The 16,676-nt window shown below is 65.6% G+C and carries 11 protein-coding genes; 3 read left to right on the forward strand and 8 right to left on the reverse strand.

Features of this window, described 5'->3' with window-relative positions:
* Positions 1–66 precede the first annotated feature (66 nt).
* Complete coding sequence (locus HALXA_RS18060; protein ID WP_013875696.1) at positions 67–1,209, forward strand: TrmB family transcriptional regulator; 1,143 nt, start codon at positions 67–69, stop codon at positions 1,207–1,209.
* An 84-nt stretch (positions 1,210–1,293) separates the two neighbouring features.
* On the forward strand, positions 1,294–1,533 hold the full coding sequence (locus tag HALXA_RS18065; protein ID WP_013875697.1) for a hypothetical protein: 240 nt from the start codon (positions 1,294–1,296) through the stop codon (positions 1,531–1,533).
* 69 nt (positions 1,534–1,602) lie between these two features.
* Here the strand turns inward: HALXA_RS18065 and HALXA_RS22790 are convergent, their stop codons facing one another.
* Genes HALXA_RS22790 through HALXA_RS18090 form a run of 5 tightly spaced genes read right to left on the reverse strand, consistent with a single transcriptional unit; the run spans position 1,603 to position 7,647 of the window.
* The gene (locus HALXA_RS22790; protein ID WP_013875698.1) at positions 1,603–2,688 is read right to left on the reverse strand and encodes an ABC transporter ATP-binding protein; all 1,086 of its coding nucleotides are present in this window, start codon (positions 2,686–2,688) and stop codon (positions 1,603–1,605) included.
* The gene (locus tag HALXA_RS22795) at positions 2,685–3,746 is read right to left on the reverse strand and encodes an ABC transporter ATP-binding protein (RefSeq protein WP_013875699.1); all 1,062 of its coding nucleotides are present in this window, start codon (positions 3,744–3,746) and stop codon (positions 2,685–2,687) included. The genes HALXA_RS22790 and HALXA_RS22795 overlap by 4 nt, the downstream gene beginning before the upstream one ends.
* Positions 3,743–4,810: an ABC transporter permease gene (locus tag HALXA_RS18080; RefSeq protein WP_013875700.1), complete on the reverse strand. Its 1,068-nt coding sequence runs from the start codon at positions 4,808–4,810 to the stop codon at positions 3,743–3,745. The genes HALXA_RS22795 and HALXA_RS18080 overlap by 4 nt, the downstream gene beginning before the upstream one ends.
* Entirely contained in the window at positions 4,810–5,835 is a 1,026-nt protein-coding gene (locus HALXA_RS18085) for an ABC transporter permease (RefSeq protein ID WP_013875701.1), read from the reverse strand. The genes HALXA_RS18080 and HALXA_RS18085 overlap by 1 nt, the downstream gene beginning before the upstream one ends.
* A gap of 18 nt (positions 5,836–5,853) precedes the next feature.
* A complete protein-coding gene (locus HALXA_RS18090; protein WP_013875702.1) occupies positions 5,854–7,647 on the reverse strand; it encodes an ABC transporter substrate-binding protein in 1,794 nt (597 codons plus the stop codon).
* Positions 7,648–7,818: 171 nt separating this feature from the next.
* Between HALXA_RS18090 and HALXA_RS18095 the strand changes: the two genes are divergently transcribed.
* Positions 7,819–10,044: a glycoside hydrolase family 3 N-terminal domain-containing protein gene (locus HALXA_RS18095; protein WP_013875703.1), complete on the forward strand. Its 2,226-nt coding sequence runs from the start codon at positions 7,819–7,821 to the stop codon at positions 10,042–10,044.
* A 428-nt stretch (positions 10,045–10,472) separates the two neighbouring features.
* Here HALXA_RS18095 and HALXA_RS18100 read toward each other — a convergent pair whose 3' ends face one another.
* The 3 genes from HALXA_RS18100 to HALXA_RS18110 all read right to left on the reverse strand — a co-directional run bounded on the left by HALXA_RS18100 (position 10,473) and on the right by HALXA_RS18110 (position 16,642).
* Positions 10,473–12,383, reverse strand: coding sequence for a hypothetical protein (locus HALXA_RS18100; protein ID WP_013875704.1), 1,911 nt, complete (start codon positions 12,381–12,383; stop codon positions 10,473–10,475).
* Positions 12,384–12,534: 151 nt separating this feature from the next.
* The gene (locus HALXA_RS18105; protein WP_148263703.1) at positions 12,535–13,548 is read right to left on the reverse strand and encodes a Gfo/Idh/MocA family protein; all 1,014 of its coding nucleotides are present in this window, start codon (positions 13,546–13,548) and stop codon (positions 12,535–12,537) included.
* A 766-nt stretch (positions 13,549–14,314) separates the two neighbouring features.
* On the reverse strand, positions 14,315–16,642 hold the full coding sequence (locus HALXA_RS18110) for a glycoside hydrolase family 3 N-terminal domain-containing protein (RefSeq protein WP_013875706.1): 2,328 nt from the start codon (positions 16,640–16,642) through the stop codon (positions 14,315–14,317).
* Positions 16,643–16,676: the final 34 nt, after the last annotated feature.

Here is a 16,676-nt window from a genome sequence, read left to right on the forward strand (position 1 = left end):
GGCGCCGTCGGCGCTCGAGTCAGACGTTGCAAAAGACTGATTAATCGGTGCGCCAGTGATGCGGGCATGGACAGGGATCCGCTGCGAGACGCGCTGCAGGACGCGGGATTGACCGCGTACCAGGCCGACGCCTACATCACGCTTCTCGAGCAGGGGATGATGCCGGCTGTGGAGGTCGCCAAGCAGTGTTCCGTCCCAGTATCGCAAATCTACGACGTTCTCCGCGCGCTCGAGGGGGAGGGGTACGTCGAAACGTTCGATCAGGACAAGCTTCACGCCCGCCCCAAGGAACCGATCGAAATTCTCAGCGAACTCCGCTCGCGCGGGAAGCTGATGAACAAAGCTGCGGACGCCATCGAGGACCGGTGGGAGCAACCGGCGATCAGCGAGCATACGGTCAGCGTCGTCAAGCACGAGGAGACAGTCGTCGACCGCGCACGCGATTTGATCCGCGACGCGGAGAGTTTCATCGAACTATCGGCGACCGTCGACCAGTTCCGGGCGCTCACGAACGCCCTGCAGGACGCCCGCGACCGCGGCGTCGTGATACGCGTCGCCGTCTACGGGACGGATCTGGAGGACCGGCTCGAGGATGTCGACCTCTCCGCGACGGTGTCGGAACTGCGCGCCTGCCGGATTCCGGGGCCGTTTCTCCTCGTCGCGGACCGCACCCGAACGTGTTTCACGCCGAACGACTGGGCGAACCGGCCCTTCGGCGTCCTGATCGACGACTACATCCTCTCGTTTATCTTCCACTGGTACTTCCAGACCGGCGTCTGGGAACTCTGGGAGACGGTCTACGAGGATACCGAGCCGCCCTTCCCCTACATGACCCTAGAGGAGTTCGTCCGCGACGTGGCGTCGCTGTGGCGCGACGGCGCTGATCTCGCGGTGACCATCGACGGGACGTGGGTCGAAACGAACGAGCCCTGTCAGATTACGGGTATCGTCGCTGATATCGCGTATCCGGGGATCTATCGTTCGGACGAGCACCCCTCGTTCGAGGACGTCGCCGGCTTCCTGCAACTGGAGGTCGCCGCCGACGGCGACCAATACAGTATCGGCGGGTGGGGCGCCGTCTACGAGGACGTCGAGGCGGTCCGCATTACCCTCGAGGCAATCGAGTTCGAGGAGCCCTCGAGCGAGACTGGGGTCGACGTCGACGAGGCGCTCGAGGCGGACGCTGAGTCCGATTCCGAGGCCGACTGATCGGGTCGTCAAGCCCGGCGAGTGCGTCGATTCCGTCGTTATGAACCGGTACCAAGAAGTGATCGCACTCGAGTGTGAGTACCAATGGCGGACACGATTACCGATCGGTTCTGGAAGACGATGCGCGAGTACCGCTCCGCGGTCGTGTTGCTGCTCGGTCTCGAGGCAGTCCTGCTCGTACTGTTGCTCGTGGCGCTGTGGCTCCAGCCGTCCGAGTCCGCATCGCGGACCGTCCTCGTCGCCGATTTCGTCCTCGTTGGTGTTGGATTTCTGGGGGCCGTCTACGTCCTGTATCGCTGTCGGCAGTATCGACCCGTCGACTAAACGTTGCTGAGTATTGCGACGCCAACACGATCCGTGAACCGCTGCCGAATAGAGAAAAGCAGCCGTCGGTTATTCCTCGTCCAGTTGCGCGCCCTCGAGCGGCTCGCTCTCCCAATACTCGCCATCCTCCTCGAGGCGGAAGCAGGAGGCGCGGTGCGCTCGAGCGCCGTCGTCGACCGAGCGCACGTCGGGCGCCGTCATCTTGCAGTGTTCGGTTGCGTGCGGACACCGCGTGTGGAACCGACAGCCCGACGGCGGATCGACCGGATCGGGGATGTCGATCTCCCGAACTGGCGGTTCCGCGGCCCCCTCTTCGAGACTGAGTGACGGCGTCGCCCACTTTAGCACCTTCGTGTAGGGGTGCTGTGGATTCTGCAGCACCTCCTGTGCCTCTCCGAGTTCGACGAGTTCCCCGAGGTACATCACGCCGAGGCGCCCGCCGGCGTGCTCGGCCAGATAGCGGGCGTTCGAGAGGTCGTGCGAGATGAAGAGGAACGAGGTGTCGAACTGCTCCTGCAGGTCGAGCATCAGGTCCATCACTTCGACGCGCAGGGAGACGTCCAGCGCCGACACCGCCTCGTCGGCCAGGATGAGATCCGGATTCATCAACAGCGCCCGCACGAGGGCGACGCGCTGTTTCTCTCCACCGGAAAGCTGGTGTGGATATCGCTGGGCGTAGTCGTGGGGCGGCGCCATGCCGACGCGCTCGAGCATCGCGAGGATCCGCGCCTCGCGGTCCTCGGGACCGAGGTCGGTTTGATACTTCTTCAGCGGCTCGGCGAGCGACGCCTCGACGGTTCGGTGCGGGTTCAGCGACGACCCGGGATCCTGGTGGATGATCTGGAGCGACCGCCGAATCTCGTCGTATGGGATCGACGGGTTCGAGAAGCGTTTCTTGGCTTCCCAGACGTCCTGGCCGCGGTAGCTGACGGTACCGCCAGTCGGTCGCTGGAGGCCGACGGCCGCCTTGCCGAGCGTCGTCTTCCCGCTGCCGGACTCGCCGACGATCGCGACGACGTCGTTCTCGGGAATCTCGAGGTCGACGCTGTCGACCGCCCGAACGGTCCGGGGATCCTCGAATGGGTTGAGCCCGTCCTCCGTCTCGAAGTGGACGTCGACGCCGTCCATCGAGACGACGGGTTCGTCGGTGCTCATCCGTCCACCTCCGCGGTGAGTTCGATCTCGTCGGCGCGGTCGCGGTGGTGACAGGCGACGTCGTGGGTTTCCGTGACCGGCTCCATCGGCGGCTTCACCGTCGCGCAGTCCTCCGTCGAGATCGGACACCGCTGATGGTACGGACAGCCCGAGGGCACGTTGACCGGGTCGGGCGCCGATCCCTCGATCGGTCGCATCTCCTCGAGCGGGGAGTCGATGTCTGGCGTCGAGTTCAACAGCGCCCGCGTGTACGGGTGGGTCGGCGACCGGAGGATCTCCTCGGTCCGGCCCACCTCCGCGAGTTCGAACGCGTAGAGGACGCCGATGCGGTCCGCCAGTTTCGTCACGAGCGGCAGATCGTGGGTGATAAACACCATGGTCAGGTCGTACTTGTCCCGCAGATCGTCGAGCAGGCTGACGATCGATCGCTGCATCAGCAGGTCCAGCGCCGCCGTCGGCTCGTCCATCACCAGTACTTCGGGCTCGAGGACGAGCGAGAGCGCGATCAGCGCTCGTTGTTTCATCCCGCCCGAGAGCTCGTGCGGGTACGAATCGAGCACCCGGTCGGGGTCGAGATAGAGGTCGGCGAGGAGTTCCCGCGTCCGTTCCATCCCGTCCTCGACGTCGTAGTCGTGGGCCTCGAGCGTCTCCGCGAAGTGGCCCCGAAGCGTCAGCGTCGGGTTGAACGACGAGAGCGCGCCCTGGAACACCATCGAGATTTCCTCCCAGCGAAGCTGCCGGAGCCGGTCGTCCGAGAGCTCGAGGACGTCGACTTCCCGACCGTCCGTCGGTCGGTAGGTGATCGTTCCCGAAGTGACGCCGGGATCGACGACGGCGTCCAGCAGCGCGGACGCGAACATCGATTTCCCGGACCCGGACTCGCCGACGACGCCGATGATCTCGTTGCGCTCGACGTCGATGTCGAGGCCGTTGAGCACTGTCGACGTTCCCCGATCCATATGGAACTCGACGGTGAGGTCGCGACACGTGAGGACCGCGTCGGATCGAGACTCGGTCGCAACGGCGTCCGATTCCGAGTGATCGATACGGCCGCTCATCGGATCCCACCTCCGGTCCCGGCTGTCGCTGCAGCGCTGCCACCGGCCTCGGTCGACTCGTCGTCCGATCCCGTGGTCGAGGCGTGTCGAGCGCGAACGCGCGGGTTGAACATTCGATCGGTCCCCTGCGAGAACAGGATCAGCCCGAACGACAGCAGGGTGATCGTCGCCAGCGGCGCGATCAGCCAGTGGGCCATCGACGCCACGTGCATGGCGCCGCCGCTGACCGCCTGGTCGATCATGACGCCCCAGTTGACGACGCTGTCGTACGGCAATACCCCCAGGAAGTACAGGCCGACCGATGCGAAGATGACCTGTCTCGCGGCGTTGACGAACGTGATCAGTACGTACGGCATGATGTTCGGAAGGATGTCTTTGACGATGATCGACGGCGTCGAGAGCCCCATCGCCTGGGACGCCTCGACGTAGGAGTGGCGGCTGATCGACAGCACTTGCGAGCGAATCTCGCGGGCCAGCCCCGCCCAGACGTTGACCGTCAGGATTAGCCCCGTGACGATCGGGTTCTGGGGCTCGAGCAGTGCGGCGAGGATGACGATCAGCGGGAGCCCCGGAATGGTCATCACGATGTCCGTGACGAGCGAGAGCACCCGGTCGGTCCGACCGCCGGAGTAGCCCGCGACCGTCCCGACGGTGACGCCCATGACCGTCACGAACAGGCCGCCGGCCGCGATCATCTGCAGCATCGACGGCGTCGCGTGAACAATCTGGGCGAGGATGTCCCGGCCGAGGTTGTCGGTCCCGAGAGGGTACGCCAGCCCCTCGGCGAGCGGCGCGACCGACCGCGGCCCCTGGTTGGTTCGCGGTTCCTTGTAGAGCGCCGGGCCGATCAGCCCGAGGATCACGTACAGCAGAATGATCCCGGCGCCGATGCGGGCGCGGCGCACGCTCCAGACGATTCGGCCCGGCGCGAGGAGCCAGCGGTCGACCAGCCGCTGGTACCGCTCTTTCCGGGTGAGCGTCGTTTCGGAGACGGCTTCGAAGGCGTCGCCGTCGTCGATCGCGTGCAGCGGCTCCGTTCCCGTCCGCTCGCTCCGTTCGCTCATCAGTGCTCACCTCCCCGCGTCTGCGCTCGCGGATCGATGATCCCGTACGTCAGGTCGGCGATGTAGACGCCGAGCACGACGGCGACGGTCATCACGAGGAACACGCCCATCATGAGCGGGTAGTCGCGAGCCTCGAGGCCCTCGATCATGTAGTAGCCCACGCCGGGGTAGGTAAACACCTGCTCGAGGATGACGCTGCCGCCCAGCGCGAAGCCGATCGCGATCAGCAGGGCCGTGTACAGCGGCAGGACGGCGTTGCGCCCGACGTACCGCGTCGCGATCCGGCGTTCGGAGAGGCCGCGGAGCCGCGCGACGCGCAGGTAGTCCTCGCCGAGTATCTGGATGCTGTTGCCCCGCATCCGCAGCGCCCAGCCGCCGGCCGCGACGACCGTATAGGAGGCGATCAGCAACGCGGCGTGCCAGACCGCGTCCCCGAGGAACGCGAGCGTCTGGAGCGGCTCGAGCAGCGCGACGGTCGGGTCCATCTCGGTCGAGTAGCGGCCGCCGGTCGGGAACAGCTCGAACCGGTAGCCGAGGAACCAGATCAGCAGGATTCCGACGATGTAGTTCGGGATCGAGTTGAACAGGATCGAGCCGACGGAGAAGCCGTTGTCGAAGTAGCTGCCCTCCTTGTAGGCCATCATGGCGCCGAGCGAGACGCCGATAGCGAAGGAGAGCAACAGCGCGGTCGCCATCGTGAAGATCGTCCACGGGAGCGCCTCCGCGATGATCTCGGCGACGGGAACGCCCTCGTTGATCGACTCGCCGAGGTCGCCCTGCAACAGCCCGGTCACGTAGTTGATGTACTGTTCGTGCAGCGGCGCGTCGGGAATCACGTTGAGCTTGCGCTCGACGCGGTGGTCGATCTCGGCCTGCGTCATCTGCGGATTGTTCTGGATGAGCTCGGCCCGATAGGCGTCGGCGGGGTTGCCGGGCATCAGCCGAAGCAGGAAAAACGCGAGGCTCATCACCGACACCACCGTGACGATCGCCTGCAGCGTGCGTTCGACGTAGTATCGTTGCATGTGTTCGACTTGGCCGCGCTACTCCTCCTTCGCGACGAGCTTTCCGATCCGGGGGAGGTACGTCGTCGGATACTTGACCGATGCATCGGGATCGGAGTCGTCGACGACGCTGAAGTTTTCGGTCGCGACGAAACACTGATCGACCTTCTCCTGGATCGGCAGCTGCGGCAGGTCGTAGTTGAAGGCCCACGCCAGTTCGTTGATCTTCTGTCGGGTCTCCTCGGCGTCTTGATCCATCCCGACCAGTTCCTCGAACTCGGGGGCGAACTCGAGGGTCTCGGTTTCGCCGTCGGGATCGCCGATCGGGGGCAACTCGATCGATTCGGAGTAGTTGTAGACGTTCTTCGCGTCGGCGCTGTTCAAGTTCCAGTTTAAGGTGTGGTAGGGATACGTCCAGCCGTCGGACCACCAGAACCCGGCGATATCGAAGCCGGTATCGCCGTAGAGGTCCTGACCGAAGTAGACGCCGTCGTCCCGGGTCACGAGGTTCGTCTGAACGCCGAAGTCCTGCAGGTGCTGGTTGATCGTGATCGCGGCGTCGACCCACTCGTTCCAGGCGGCGGGCACCTTGAACTCGAAGGTCAGCGTCTCGCCGTCCGCGTCGACCCAGGTCCCGTCCTCACGGGAGAAGCCGGCCGACTCGAGCAGTTCGGTCGCCCGCTCGGTGTTGTTTCCGGCGTAGTCCTCGAACGCGTCGGGATCGTCGAGCCACTCAGCGGCCGAGTCATCGAAGTTGCCGACGATGCCAGTGGGCGTCCCCACGGGTGCCTTCGCGTCACCGCCGCCCGCCGAGTTCTCCGCGACGACTTCCCGATCGACGACGTGGGCGATCGCCTTCCGGACCTCGCGCTGCCCGAAGTGTTTGTGGTCGTGGTCGAACGCGATCGACAGCCCCCAGTTTGCGGGCTGTTGGATCTCGACGACGTGGTCCGGGAACGACGCCATGATGTCCGGCGAGGTGAAGATGTTGTGTAGGGCGTCGACCGAGCCGCCTCGCAGGGCCTGCCAGGCCTGCTCGTTCCCGTCGATAAATCGGAATCGGTACTCGGCGAAGTTGACGTCGTCCGCCCAGTGGGAGTCCTCGAACTTCGTGGTGACGAGTTCCTGTTCCCCGGAGCTATCGTACTGGAACGGACCCGTCCCGATCGGTTCCTCGGGCGCGAAATCCGCCAGCGCCGTCGATTCGGGATCGTTCTCGAGTTCCTCGAGGATATCCTGATACTGCTCGGCCGGCGTATCCAGCTCCATGTTCTGGATCGAGTTGAGGAAGACCGGCTCGGAGACGTCGGCCTCGAGTCCGACCTCGACGGTCGTGTCGTCGACAGCTTCGACGTTCTCGACCGAGGTGAAGTTCCCGATCGGATGGTTGTCGTACAGCGAGATGTGGAGCTTTCGGACGAGGTCCTCCGCCGTGGCGTCCTCGCCGTTGTGCCACGTCAGGTCGTCCTGCAGCGTCAGCGTCGCCGCGTCGTCGCCGACCTCCCAGTCGGCGAGCGCTCCCTCGGCGAACTCGCCGGTCGTCGCCCGGAAGTACACCAGCTGGTCGAAGACGACGAACCCTGGCCGATCCGGATAGTTGCTGTCGTTCGCGGCGTTCCACTGCATGTCGTCGGGAAGGACCGACGTCGGCGCGGTGAAGGTCCGCTCGGTCATCGGCTCGTCGCCGGTGATCTCCCCGCCGGTGTCGTCGGCCTCGTCGTCGCTGCCGCCGGCACACCCTGCGAGCGCCGCTGCCCCCGCTGTGCCGGTGATATGTAAGATCCGTCGCCGTGATGCCTCTCCGCCGGTGGATAGCACTCTCTCTGGTGCCATGTACTCCTGCCGGTACCGTCTCGTATTTTAAATAATTTTCGGAAAACATAACAGTTGTTTATACCGTTCGCGCGTTTCGCCCGCACACATCGTTATTACGCCTCCTCGAGGCCTCAAACGTCCGCTTACGAGGGATACACTTATTATCGTCCTGCGTGGATCCCTACATCCATGACGAGCGAGGTTCGGTATCTAGATCCGTCGCTGTCGATCGACGAGCGCGTCGCCGACCTCCTCGAGCGGATGACCCTCGAGGAGAAGATCGGGCAACTGGCCGGGTCCTACGTCGGGGTTCTGGACGAGGGACTCCACGACGTCGACGACGTTATCGATGAGATCGACGAGTACCACATCGGGGCCGTCGCTCCCTTCGGTTGGGGCGGGTCGCCGAACGAGTCGGTCGACGAGGCCGTCGACGCGGCGCGCCGGCTCCAGCAACACGCCGTCGAAGAGACCCGCCTCGGGATCCCGCTTTTGTTCGCCTCGGATGCGATCCACGGTCACGCCTACATCAAGGAGGCGACCGTCTTCCCGAACGCGCTCGGCGCGGCGGCGACGTGGAGTCCCGACCTGATCGAGCGAACCGCCGAGATCACGGCGGCGGAACTGCGTGCGACCGGTGCCGCACAGAACTACAGCCCGACGTGCGACGTCGTTCGCGATCCCCGATGGGGGCGGACCGGCGAAACGTTCGGCGAGAGTCCGTACCTCGTCGGACAACTGGCCGCCAGCAAAGTTCGGGGATATCAGGGCGACGACCTCGAGGGAGATAGCGTGCTCGCGACGGCCAAGCACTTCCCGGCCTACGGGGTCCCCGCACGCGGCGAGGACGCCGCGCCGGTCGACGTCTCCTCGCACACGCTCCGCAACGTACTCTTGCCGCCCTTCGAGGACGCACTGGACGAAGACGTCGGCTCGGTGATGCCCTGTTACAACTCGGTCGACGGGGAGCCGGCACACGGCTCCAGTCGCTACCTGACCGACCTCCTCCGCGAGGAACTCGAGTTCGACGGCGTCGTCGTCTCGGACTGGAACGGAATCGCGCAGTTGCACGAGGAACACCGGACAGCGGGGACGCCGCTCGAGGCGGCCCGTCAGACCCACAGCGCAGGGCTGGATATCGGTTCGGTCGCCGGCGGCGAACACGCGGGACACGTCCAGGAACTGGTCGAGCAGGGCGCCCTGTCCGAAGAGGTAATCGAGGCTAGCGCCGAGCGAGTACTGCGGGCGAAGTTCGCGCTCGGCCTCTTCGAAGATCCGTACCCGGACGACGACGCCGCGGAGGCACTCGGCACACCGGACCACCTCAATGTCGCCCGCGAGACCGTCCGCAAGTCGCTGACGCTGCTGCAAAACGAAGAGGATCTGCTCCCGCTCGAGGACGCCGACGAGGTGTTCGTCACCGGACCGAACGCCGACGCGATCGTCCACCAGAACGGCGGCTGGAGCTGTAACGCCGACGAGGGCGTCCCCGGGACGACGATCCTCGAGGGAATCGCCGACGTCGCCGACGAGACGACCGTCACCTACGAACCCGGCAGCGGGATCAACGCGCCCGTCGATATCGACGCCGCCGCGGAGCGAGCGGCCGAGGCCGACGTCGCCGTGATCGCCCTCGGCGAGGACTGGTACCTCCATGAATTCGGTCCCTCCGCGGAGACCGACGGCGAGACAGGCGAGTTCCCGACCCGGAACGAACTCTCGTTGCCCGATGCCCAGCGCGATCTCGTCGACGCAGTGTCGGCGACCGGAACGCCGGTCGTCGCGGTGCTGGTGACCGGCCGCCCGCTGGCTATCGAGGAGTTGGCCGACGACGTCCCGGCGATTCTCATGGCGTACTATCCGGGGCGCGTCGGCGGCGGGATGATCGCGAAGGTCCTGTTCGGCCAGGCCGAGCCCGGCGGCCGGCTCCCGATTTCGATGCCGCGATCGGCGGCCGATCTACCGACGTACTTCAACTACCTGCCGCATCCACACCCGATCGGTTCCGACGAACACCCGTCCTCGTACGACCCGCTGTTCGAGTTCGGCCACGGACTGAGTTACACCACTCTCGAGTACGAAGCGATCGACCTGTCCGACGACGCGATCGCGCCGGGTGAGGACGTCACGGTCCGCGTCACGGTGGCCAACACCGGCGACCGACACGGCAGCGAGGTCGTCCAGGCGTTCGGCCGCGACGAGTTCAGTTCGGTCGTGACGCCCGTTCGCGAACTGTGGGCCTTCGAGCGCGTCGAACTCGAGCCCGGCGAGCGAACGACGGTCGAACTTCGCATCGATCCGGACGAACTCGGCCTGTTCGACCGCTCGAACGACGGCCGTCGCGACGACGGTCGCCTACAGCTTATCGTCGAGGACCGGACGTTCGATCTCGAGGCCCGTCCGCAGCGCGAATAGATCTACCTCGTCTCGAGGCCGCTCGAGTCGACCCTGTTTCTTCTTCGCTGGATACCCGTTACCCGTTCCTGCGTCCTGTAGACTGGCTCGAAACACTCGAGCGACGGCGCTATCGCTAAATACGCTCCAGAAGTGCTGTTGTCCGTCCTGTGGCTCTTGATACGTATTCTTACAGTTTTTCGTTTCTCGAGATGACGGAGAGAATCGCCATGCGACGGCACCGTAGATAGATAAGCTATCTGTTTAATCTACAACCAGTAAACAAGTATCGGACAGATCATCTCTGTCGTTCGAGATCGAGTGAAATCGATTACAATAGTATGAGTGTAAAATAAGTTAGGCGGAGTCAGTACGAGACGCTATCGCAAAACGCCGGTTGCGTTCGATCCGAACGACGAGAGGGGCGAACGGATCGTTTTGTCCGGTCGTTATTGCTTACGCCGGTCCGAACGATCCCACGGGAACGCGTACGTCGGGTCGTTGACGAACCGCTCGAGGTCGGCGGTCAGCGAGATACGGGTACCGCTGGGAAGGTCCACTCGAACTGCGTTCGATTCGGGGCGGTGCTCCTCGCCGTCGGTCCGGACGGTCGCGAACTCGTGTTCGCCGTAGGCGCCGGCCTGGACGATCAGTTCGCGCTCCCGGCTGCCGCCGTTGATGAGCGTCAGATCGACGCCCGCATCGGTTACGTCCTCGACGAGCGCACTGACGCCCTCGGGGAGCCCCGGCCGACGATGGTCGGCGTCGAAGTGGCGCACCTGCGCCATCACCAGTCCGCCGTAGTAGACCGGCTGGGGCGCGCCCATCGTCAACTGGAGTAGTCCGCGGTGGAAGACGGGGTTTCGATCCCGGAGGTAGTCCTCGTCGACGTCCGTCGGGGCACCGCTCTCTTCGCGCATGATCTCGAGTTGCTGGTACACTCGGCTGTGGCTCGCCTCGAGGATGCGCTCGGGGTAGTCCGGGAACTCGCCGTCGAGGTACGCGAGCCACGCGTACTCGCTGCCGGCGCCGTGCTTGTTGGAGGCCCGAGGATCGACTCGCGTCCAGTCGCGCTTGCCCCAGTCGCGCAGCCGACGGATGCGCTCGCGGTCGTCGTCGTCCATCGACATGTACCAGAGGTGGACGGCGTAGGGATCGTCCCGGTGGGGCTTGAACTCGTACCAGCCGTCCCGCCACAGCACCTCGCCGTCGTCCTCCGTGAGCACGCCCGATGCGTCGTAGTGGTAGTCGCCGGGGTCGCCGTACTTGTGCGGGATGTAGAGCGTGTCGTGGACGGCGTCCGAACTGACCTCGATCCCGTTCTTGATCAGGGCCTCGAGCTGCGAGCGGGGGAACTCGAGGTGCTCGCGATCGCCGGTCAGGAGGACGGCGTTCTCCGCCGCGACTGTCGGACCAATGCCGATGTAGTGCCAGCCGCCCCACGACCAGCCGTAGTAGCCGCCGTACCACTTGCCGCCCGTGTACTCGCCGATCTCGCCCGAGCGGCCGACGTTATCGGGGATGATCCCGCCGTTTTCGGCGGTGCGCTCGCGCCAGGCTTCGAGGTATTCCGTGACCCACTCTCGATACCGGTCGTCGCCGGTGTGGAGGTAGGCGTTGGTCATCAGGCTCGTCACGTTGAGGTTCAGCGGGATGTCGCCCTTCGCGCAGCGCTCGTTGAGCACCTCGAACAGCCGCTCCTCGTTGGCGGGATCGAGCAGGTCGGCAGCCTCGTCGAACTCGAGGTCGCGCCAGGGGAGCCCGTGGCTGGCCCACCGGTAGTCGGCGCCGTAGGGGTGGTGCTCGTAGGCCGCAAAGTCGCAGTAGTCTGGTCCCATGCTCCCGTTCATCGGCCCGCGGACGAGCCGTTTCTCGCCGTCGTAGTTGTTCACGTCGGCGTCGTCGGAGTAGAGGCCGGCGAACCGCTCGGCGCGTTCGACGACGGTCTCGTCGTCCGGCGACGCCAGTCCCATATTGTACGTGTAGAGGTTCCCCTCGCCCATGTGGAACCAGTCGCGACACTGCTCGAACTCGTCGACGACCATCGGATGGCCGAAGGGGGTCTCGGTCTCGCTCCCGCGGCGCAGCGCGGCCTCGTAGGCTTCGCGAGCCTGCTCGAGCAGCCGTTCGTCGCCGCCCATCGCGTACACGAGCGGCCAGTTGTAGAACCCCTCGACGACGTCGTCGAAGCCGTCGACGCCGGTGTGTCCTTCGGGCGGCCACAGCGGCTCGCCGTCGTCGTCGAAGTAGTCCTCGACGAACCGATCGACCGCGCTCTCGAGGAGGGTAAACAGGTCCCGCTGGCGAACGGCCCAGTCCGGCGGGGTCGAAACGGCGGTCGTCGCGGTGAGTTCGGTCACGGTTCGATCGCCTCCGTTCGCTGATCGCCTCTCGAGCGCCGTCGCCTCTCACAGTGGTTCCCGAGACGGGAACGAAGCGATTGCGGCGCCCCGGTCGCTTCGGGATACCGTGTGCTCGCCGGTGCAATGAATCGGATTGGTCGCTGCATCGTTACTCTCGAGTGCCGTACTCGACGTCGACCCACTGGTCGGTTCGGGCCGCTTTCTCCAGGGCAAACGTGATATCCAGCGCCTTACGCGCCTCCTCGGGCGGGATCATCGGCTCGCGGTCGTCGCGGATCGCCGCGACGAAGTCCCGAACCTGCCCGGCGATGCCCGTTCCCATGTGGAAGGGTTCGAGCGTCGCCTCGGCGCCGGATTTCGTCTCGAACAGGTCGAGTTCGTCTTCGTGCCACTTGAACGATCCCTCGGTTCCGTGGAGGTTCAATGAGAGTCGTTCCTCGGGATACATCGCCGTCGTCCCCGTGATCTGGCCGTAGCCGCCGTTCGCGAACTCGACGCTCGCGACGGCGGTGTCCGGAACCTCGACGTCGTGGTGGACGGTATCGAGTTCGGCGGCGACTCGCTCGATTTCGCCGGCCGTCCACTGGAGGAGGTCGATGCCGTGGAGGGCCTGCGTGAGGAGCACTCCGCCGTCGAGGTCGGTCGTCCCGTGCCACCCGACGTCTTCGTAGTAGGACGGGTCCCGGTGCCACTTCACTTCCACCTCGCCGAGGACCAGATCACCGAGTTGACCGTCGGCGACGACCTCGTGGGCGAACTGCGGCCCGCCGTACAGCCGCCGCTGGAAGATTCCGCCCAGCGTGATCCCCTCGCGCTCGCAGACGTCGATCAGCTGGTCGACGCGCTCGCGCGTGATCTCGAGCGGCTTCTCGCAGAGGATGTCCACGCCCGCTTCGGCGAGGTCCGAGACGATCTCGAGGTGGGTGCCGTTCGGCGTACAGACGCTGACGATGTCGAGGTCGGCGTCGACCGCCATCTCGGCGGGATCCGTGTACCAGGCGACGTCGTACGCGTCCGCGAACGACCGGGCGATCCCCTCGTCGATGTCGGCACAGGCGACGAGCGTCGCGTCCTCGATGTCTTCGACGGCGTCCGCGTGGTTTTCTCCCATGCCGGCACACCCGACGACTCCATACCGAAAGTCACTAGCTGCCATTGACATGCACAAGCGAGTAGCAGGGATTTATAGATTGTGCTGCGTTCACATTGCGTACGTACTACACTGGCGATCGTCGCTGAGCCGGTCTCTCCACCGACGAAATGGAACACAGGCTCCCGAACGCGACCCCTTCCAAGCCTGTAACCTCGAGCACGCCAGCGGCCTCGACCGCTACTTCGAACGGCACCTCGATGTTCCCCACAGCGGAACTAGCGGCCGAAAATCTGGCTGCCGTTGGAGGGCAGAAATACTCGAGTCGCCCCATTCGGCGTCGAACGAGCGCTACTCGTGCGTGTTACGGCTTGTCCGTCCGCACGCCCGAAGGGGCCCGACGACGGGGCCGATTGATCGGAACGGTGCTTTGTCGTTCTATTACAACCATACTATCGTAATCCTTCTGTGCTCGATCCGGATATCGGTCGCACTGCTATCGCTACTCTCGGTCGATGAACCGGTTTTTATCGGTGAGAGTACTTCAGTCGTCGATACTCGATATAGCTACAGGGTTCCCCAGACGGGAACGAAGGTAATAGCCGACACGGCCATCGAAGCGTCGCGGCGGCCCGAACCGGTTCGGCGGCCAGATTCGGCGCGGATCGGACGGGCGTCAGCGAATTTCTCGTTCCGCGATCGGGAATAGCACCGTCGGTCCCGACCACCTGACCTGACGAACGCAGGCCACGAACGGCGGGACCATCGTCGTCGGACCATCGTCAATGGACATCCCTCCTCGAGCCGCCGATACTGGTCGAGACGCGAATCGACGCCGTTACTCGACGCGCGTCTCGCTGAAGAAGCGGTTTCCACTGGCGGGAACGAGCCGCTTCTCGCCGCCGATCTCGACGGCGGCTGCCGCTCGGATGTCAGCAGCAGAGTGGCCGACCCGAAGCTCGTACTCGCCGGGGTGGGCGGTCAGTTCTTCCGTTTCGTCGAGGAAGGCGAGCTGCGCCGCACCGAGTTCGACCGTGACGCGAGTCCGCTCGCCCGGTTCGAGGAAGACCCGTTCGAAGGCGCGCAGTTGCTGGACGGGCCGCGCGAGCGGCGGGTTCTGCGCGTGAGTGTACCACTGGACGACCTCGTGGCCGGCATGGTCGCCGACGTTTTCGACCGTCACGCTCGCTTCGATCGTCCCTGCGGGGCCGACCTCGTCAGCCGCGAGCTCGACATCGCCGTACACGAACGTCGTGTAGCTTTCGCCGTGGCCGAACGGGAAGAGCGCATCGCCGGGCGCGTAGACGTAATCACCGCTGACCGCGTTGGGATTGCGGTTGTAGTTGATCGGCAGCTGTCCGGCGTCGCGGGGAAGCGATACCGGGAGGCGGCCGCTCGGATTGTGGTCGCCGACCAGCACGTCCGCGATTCCGGCACCGCCCTCCTCGCCCGGCAACCACGCGTGGGCGATCGTCGGCACGGATTCGGCGACGTCGGTCAGCGCGTGGGGCTTCCCGCTCACGACGACGGCGACGACCGGCGTGTCCGTCTCTGCGACGGCCTCGAGGAGTCGTTCTTGGACGCCGGGGAGCCCGAGATCGGTGACGTCGCGCCCCTCGCCGCTGGTCGAGATCGTCGGCCGGTGGACGCGGTCGTCGTCGGCGTCGCTGAAGTCGATCGTCGAGTTCGCCCCGACGAACGCGACGGCCACGTCCACGTTTTCGACCGCCGCGACCGCCTCGTCGATGCCGTCGGTTGACGGGCCGGTGAGCGTACACCCCGGCGCGTGCGCGACGGCGTCGGACCCGAAGCGATCCTCGAGCGCCGACAGCGGCGAGACGATGTCGATCCCGGCGTCCGCGTCGTCGAGTTCGGGGAAGTGGGCGAGGTAGGCGTAGTCGCCGAGCAGCCCCTCCGTCGCGTCAGCCTTCGGCCCGATCGCGGCGATCGAGTCGACGTCCGCGGGGTCGATCGGGAGAACGTCGGCCTCGTCCTGCAGGAGCGTCACCGACTCGCGGGCGGCCCGCCGCGCGAGCGCCCGCTGGTCGTCGGTCTCGAAGGCGTCCTCGACCGCGTCGGGATCGACGGGGTCGGCCTCGAACAGTCCCTTTCGGAACTTGGTGCGGAGCACGCGGCGGACGGACTCGTCGACCGTCTCCGCTGCGATCGTCCCGTCGTCGACGGCTGCGACGAGTTCCTCGTAGGCGTCGATGCTCGAGAGTTCGACGTCGATCCCCGCCTCGAGCGCCATGATCGCCGCCTCGCGGTCGTCGTCGGCCACTTCGTGCTCGCTGCGCAGTTTCGTGACCGTCCCGTAGTCGGCGACGACGACGCCGTCGAAGCCCCACCGCTCGCGCAGCAGTTCCGTGAGCAAGTAGCGAGAACTCCCGCAGGGGACGCCGTCGAGGTCGTGGTAGGCGTTCATCACCGATTCGGCGCCGGCCGCTTTCACGGCGGCCTCGAAGGGGAACAGGTGCTCGCGGAGCGCACGCGGGCCGAGCGAGACGGACGCGCGGTTCTTTCCGCCCGAGGGCGCGCCGTGGCCCACGAAGTGTTTGAGCGTCGCCGAGATTCCTTCCTCGGGGCCGTCACCCTGCAGCCCCGACACGTACGCGCAGGCCATCCGGGCGACGAGGTACTGGTCCTCGCCGAAGGTCTCCTCGGTCCGCCCCCATCGGTGATCGCGCGCGAGATCCAGCACCGGCGAGAGCGCGTGGACCGCGCCGATCGCCCGCAACTGCGTGCGGATCTCCGTCGTGATCTCTTCGACCAGATCGGGCGACCACGTGCTCGCGAGCCCGATCGACTGCGGGAACGTCGTCCCGCCGGGACCCATGTAGCCGCTGAGACACTCCTCGTGGGGGGCTGCGGGAATTCCCAGGCGAGTCTCGGCGAGGATCCCCTGTGCCGCGTTCGCGACTTCCGCGGCATCGCGCGGCGAGAGGTTCCCCTCGCCGCCGATGCGGGTGATCTGGCCGGTGCCGCCCGCGAGGACCTCCTCTGCCCGCTCGCGGTCGAACTCGCCGTCGGAGAGCAGTTCCGAGGCCGGGATCGACCCTAGCTGGGCGACCTTCTCCTCGAGAGTCATCCGCTCGAGCAGGTCGTCGGTGCGCCGCGCGGGCGACAGCGACGGATCTCGATACGCCGGTCTGGTATCGTCTGGCATACCAATGCGCGTGTCATCGATCGTGAAAAGTACT

The sequence above is a fragment of the Halopiger xanaduensis SH-6 genome (genome assembly GCF_000217715.1).
In the GTDB taxonomy this organism is placed as follows: domain Archaea; phylum Halobacteriota; class Halobacteria; order Halobacteriales; family Natrialbaceae; genus Halopiger; species Halopiger xanaduensis.

Coding starts and splice junctions, on each gene's coding strand:
- HALXA_RS18060 (WP_013875696.1), top strand. CDS start 67: ATGGACAGGGATCCGCTGCGAGACGCGCTGCAGGACGCGGGATTGACC.
- HALXA_RS18065 (WP_013875697.1), top strand. CDS start 1,294: ATGGCGGACACGATTACCGATCGGTTCTGGAAGACGATGCGCGAGTAC.
- HALXA_RS22790 (WP_013875698.1), bottom strand. CDS start 2,688: ATGAGCACCGACGAACCCGTCGTCTCGATGGACGGCGTCGACGTCCAC.
- HALXA_RS22795 (WP_013875699.1), bottom strand. CDS start 3,746: ATGAGCGGCCGTATCGATCACTCGGAATCGGACGCCGTTGCGACCGAG.
- HALXA_RS18080 (WP_013875700.1), bottom strand. CDS start 4,810: ATGAGCGAACGGAGCGAGCGGACGGGAACGGAGCCGCTGCACGCGATC.
- HALXA_RS18085 (WP_013875701.1), bottom strand. CDS start 5,835: ATGCAACGATACTACGTCGAACGCACGCTGCAGGCGATCGTCACGGTG.
- HALXA_RS18090 (WP_013875702.1), bottom strand. CDS start 7,647: ATGGCACCAGAGAGAGTGCTATCCACCGGCGGAGAGGCATCACGGCGA.
- HALXA_RS18095 (WP_013875703.1), top strand. CDS start 7,819: ATGACGAGCGAGGTTCGGTATCTAGATCCGTCGCTGTCGATCGACGAG.
- HALXA_RS18105 (WP_148263703.1), bottom strand. CDS start 13,548: ATGTCAATGGCAGCTAGTGACTTTCGGTATGGAGTCGTCGGGTGTGCC.
- HALXA_RS18110 (WP_013875706.1), bottom strand. CDS start 16,642: ATGCCAGACGATACCAGACCGGCGTATCGAGATCCGTCGCTGTCGCCC.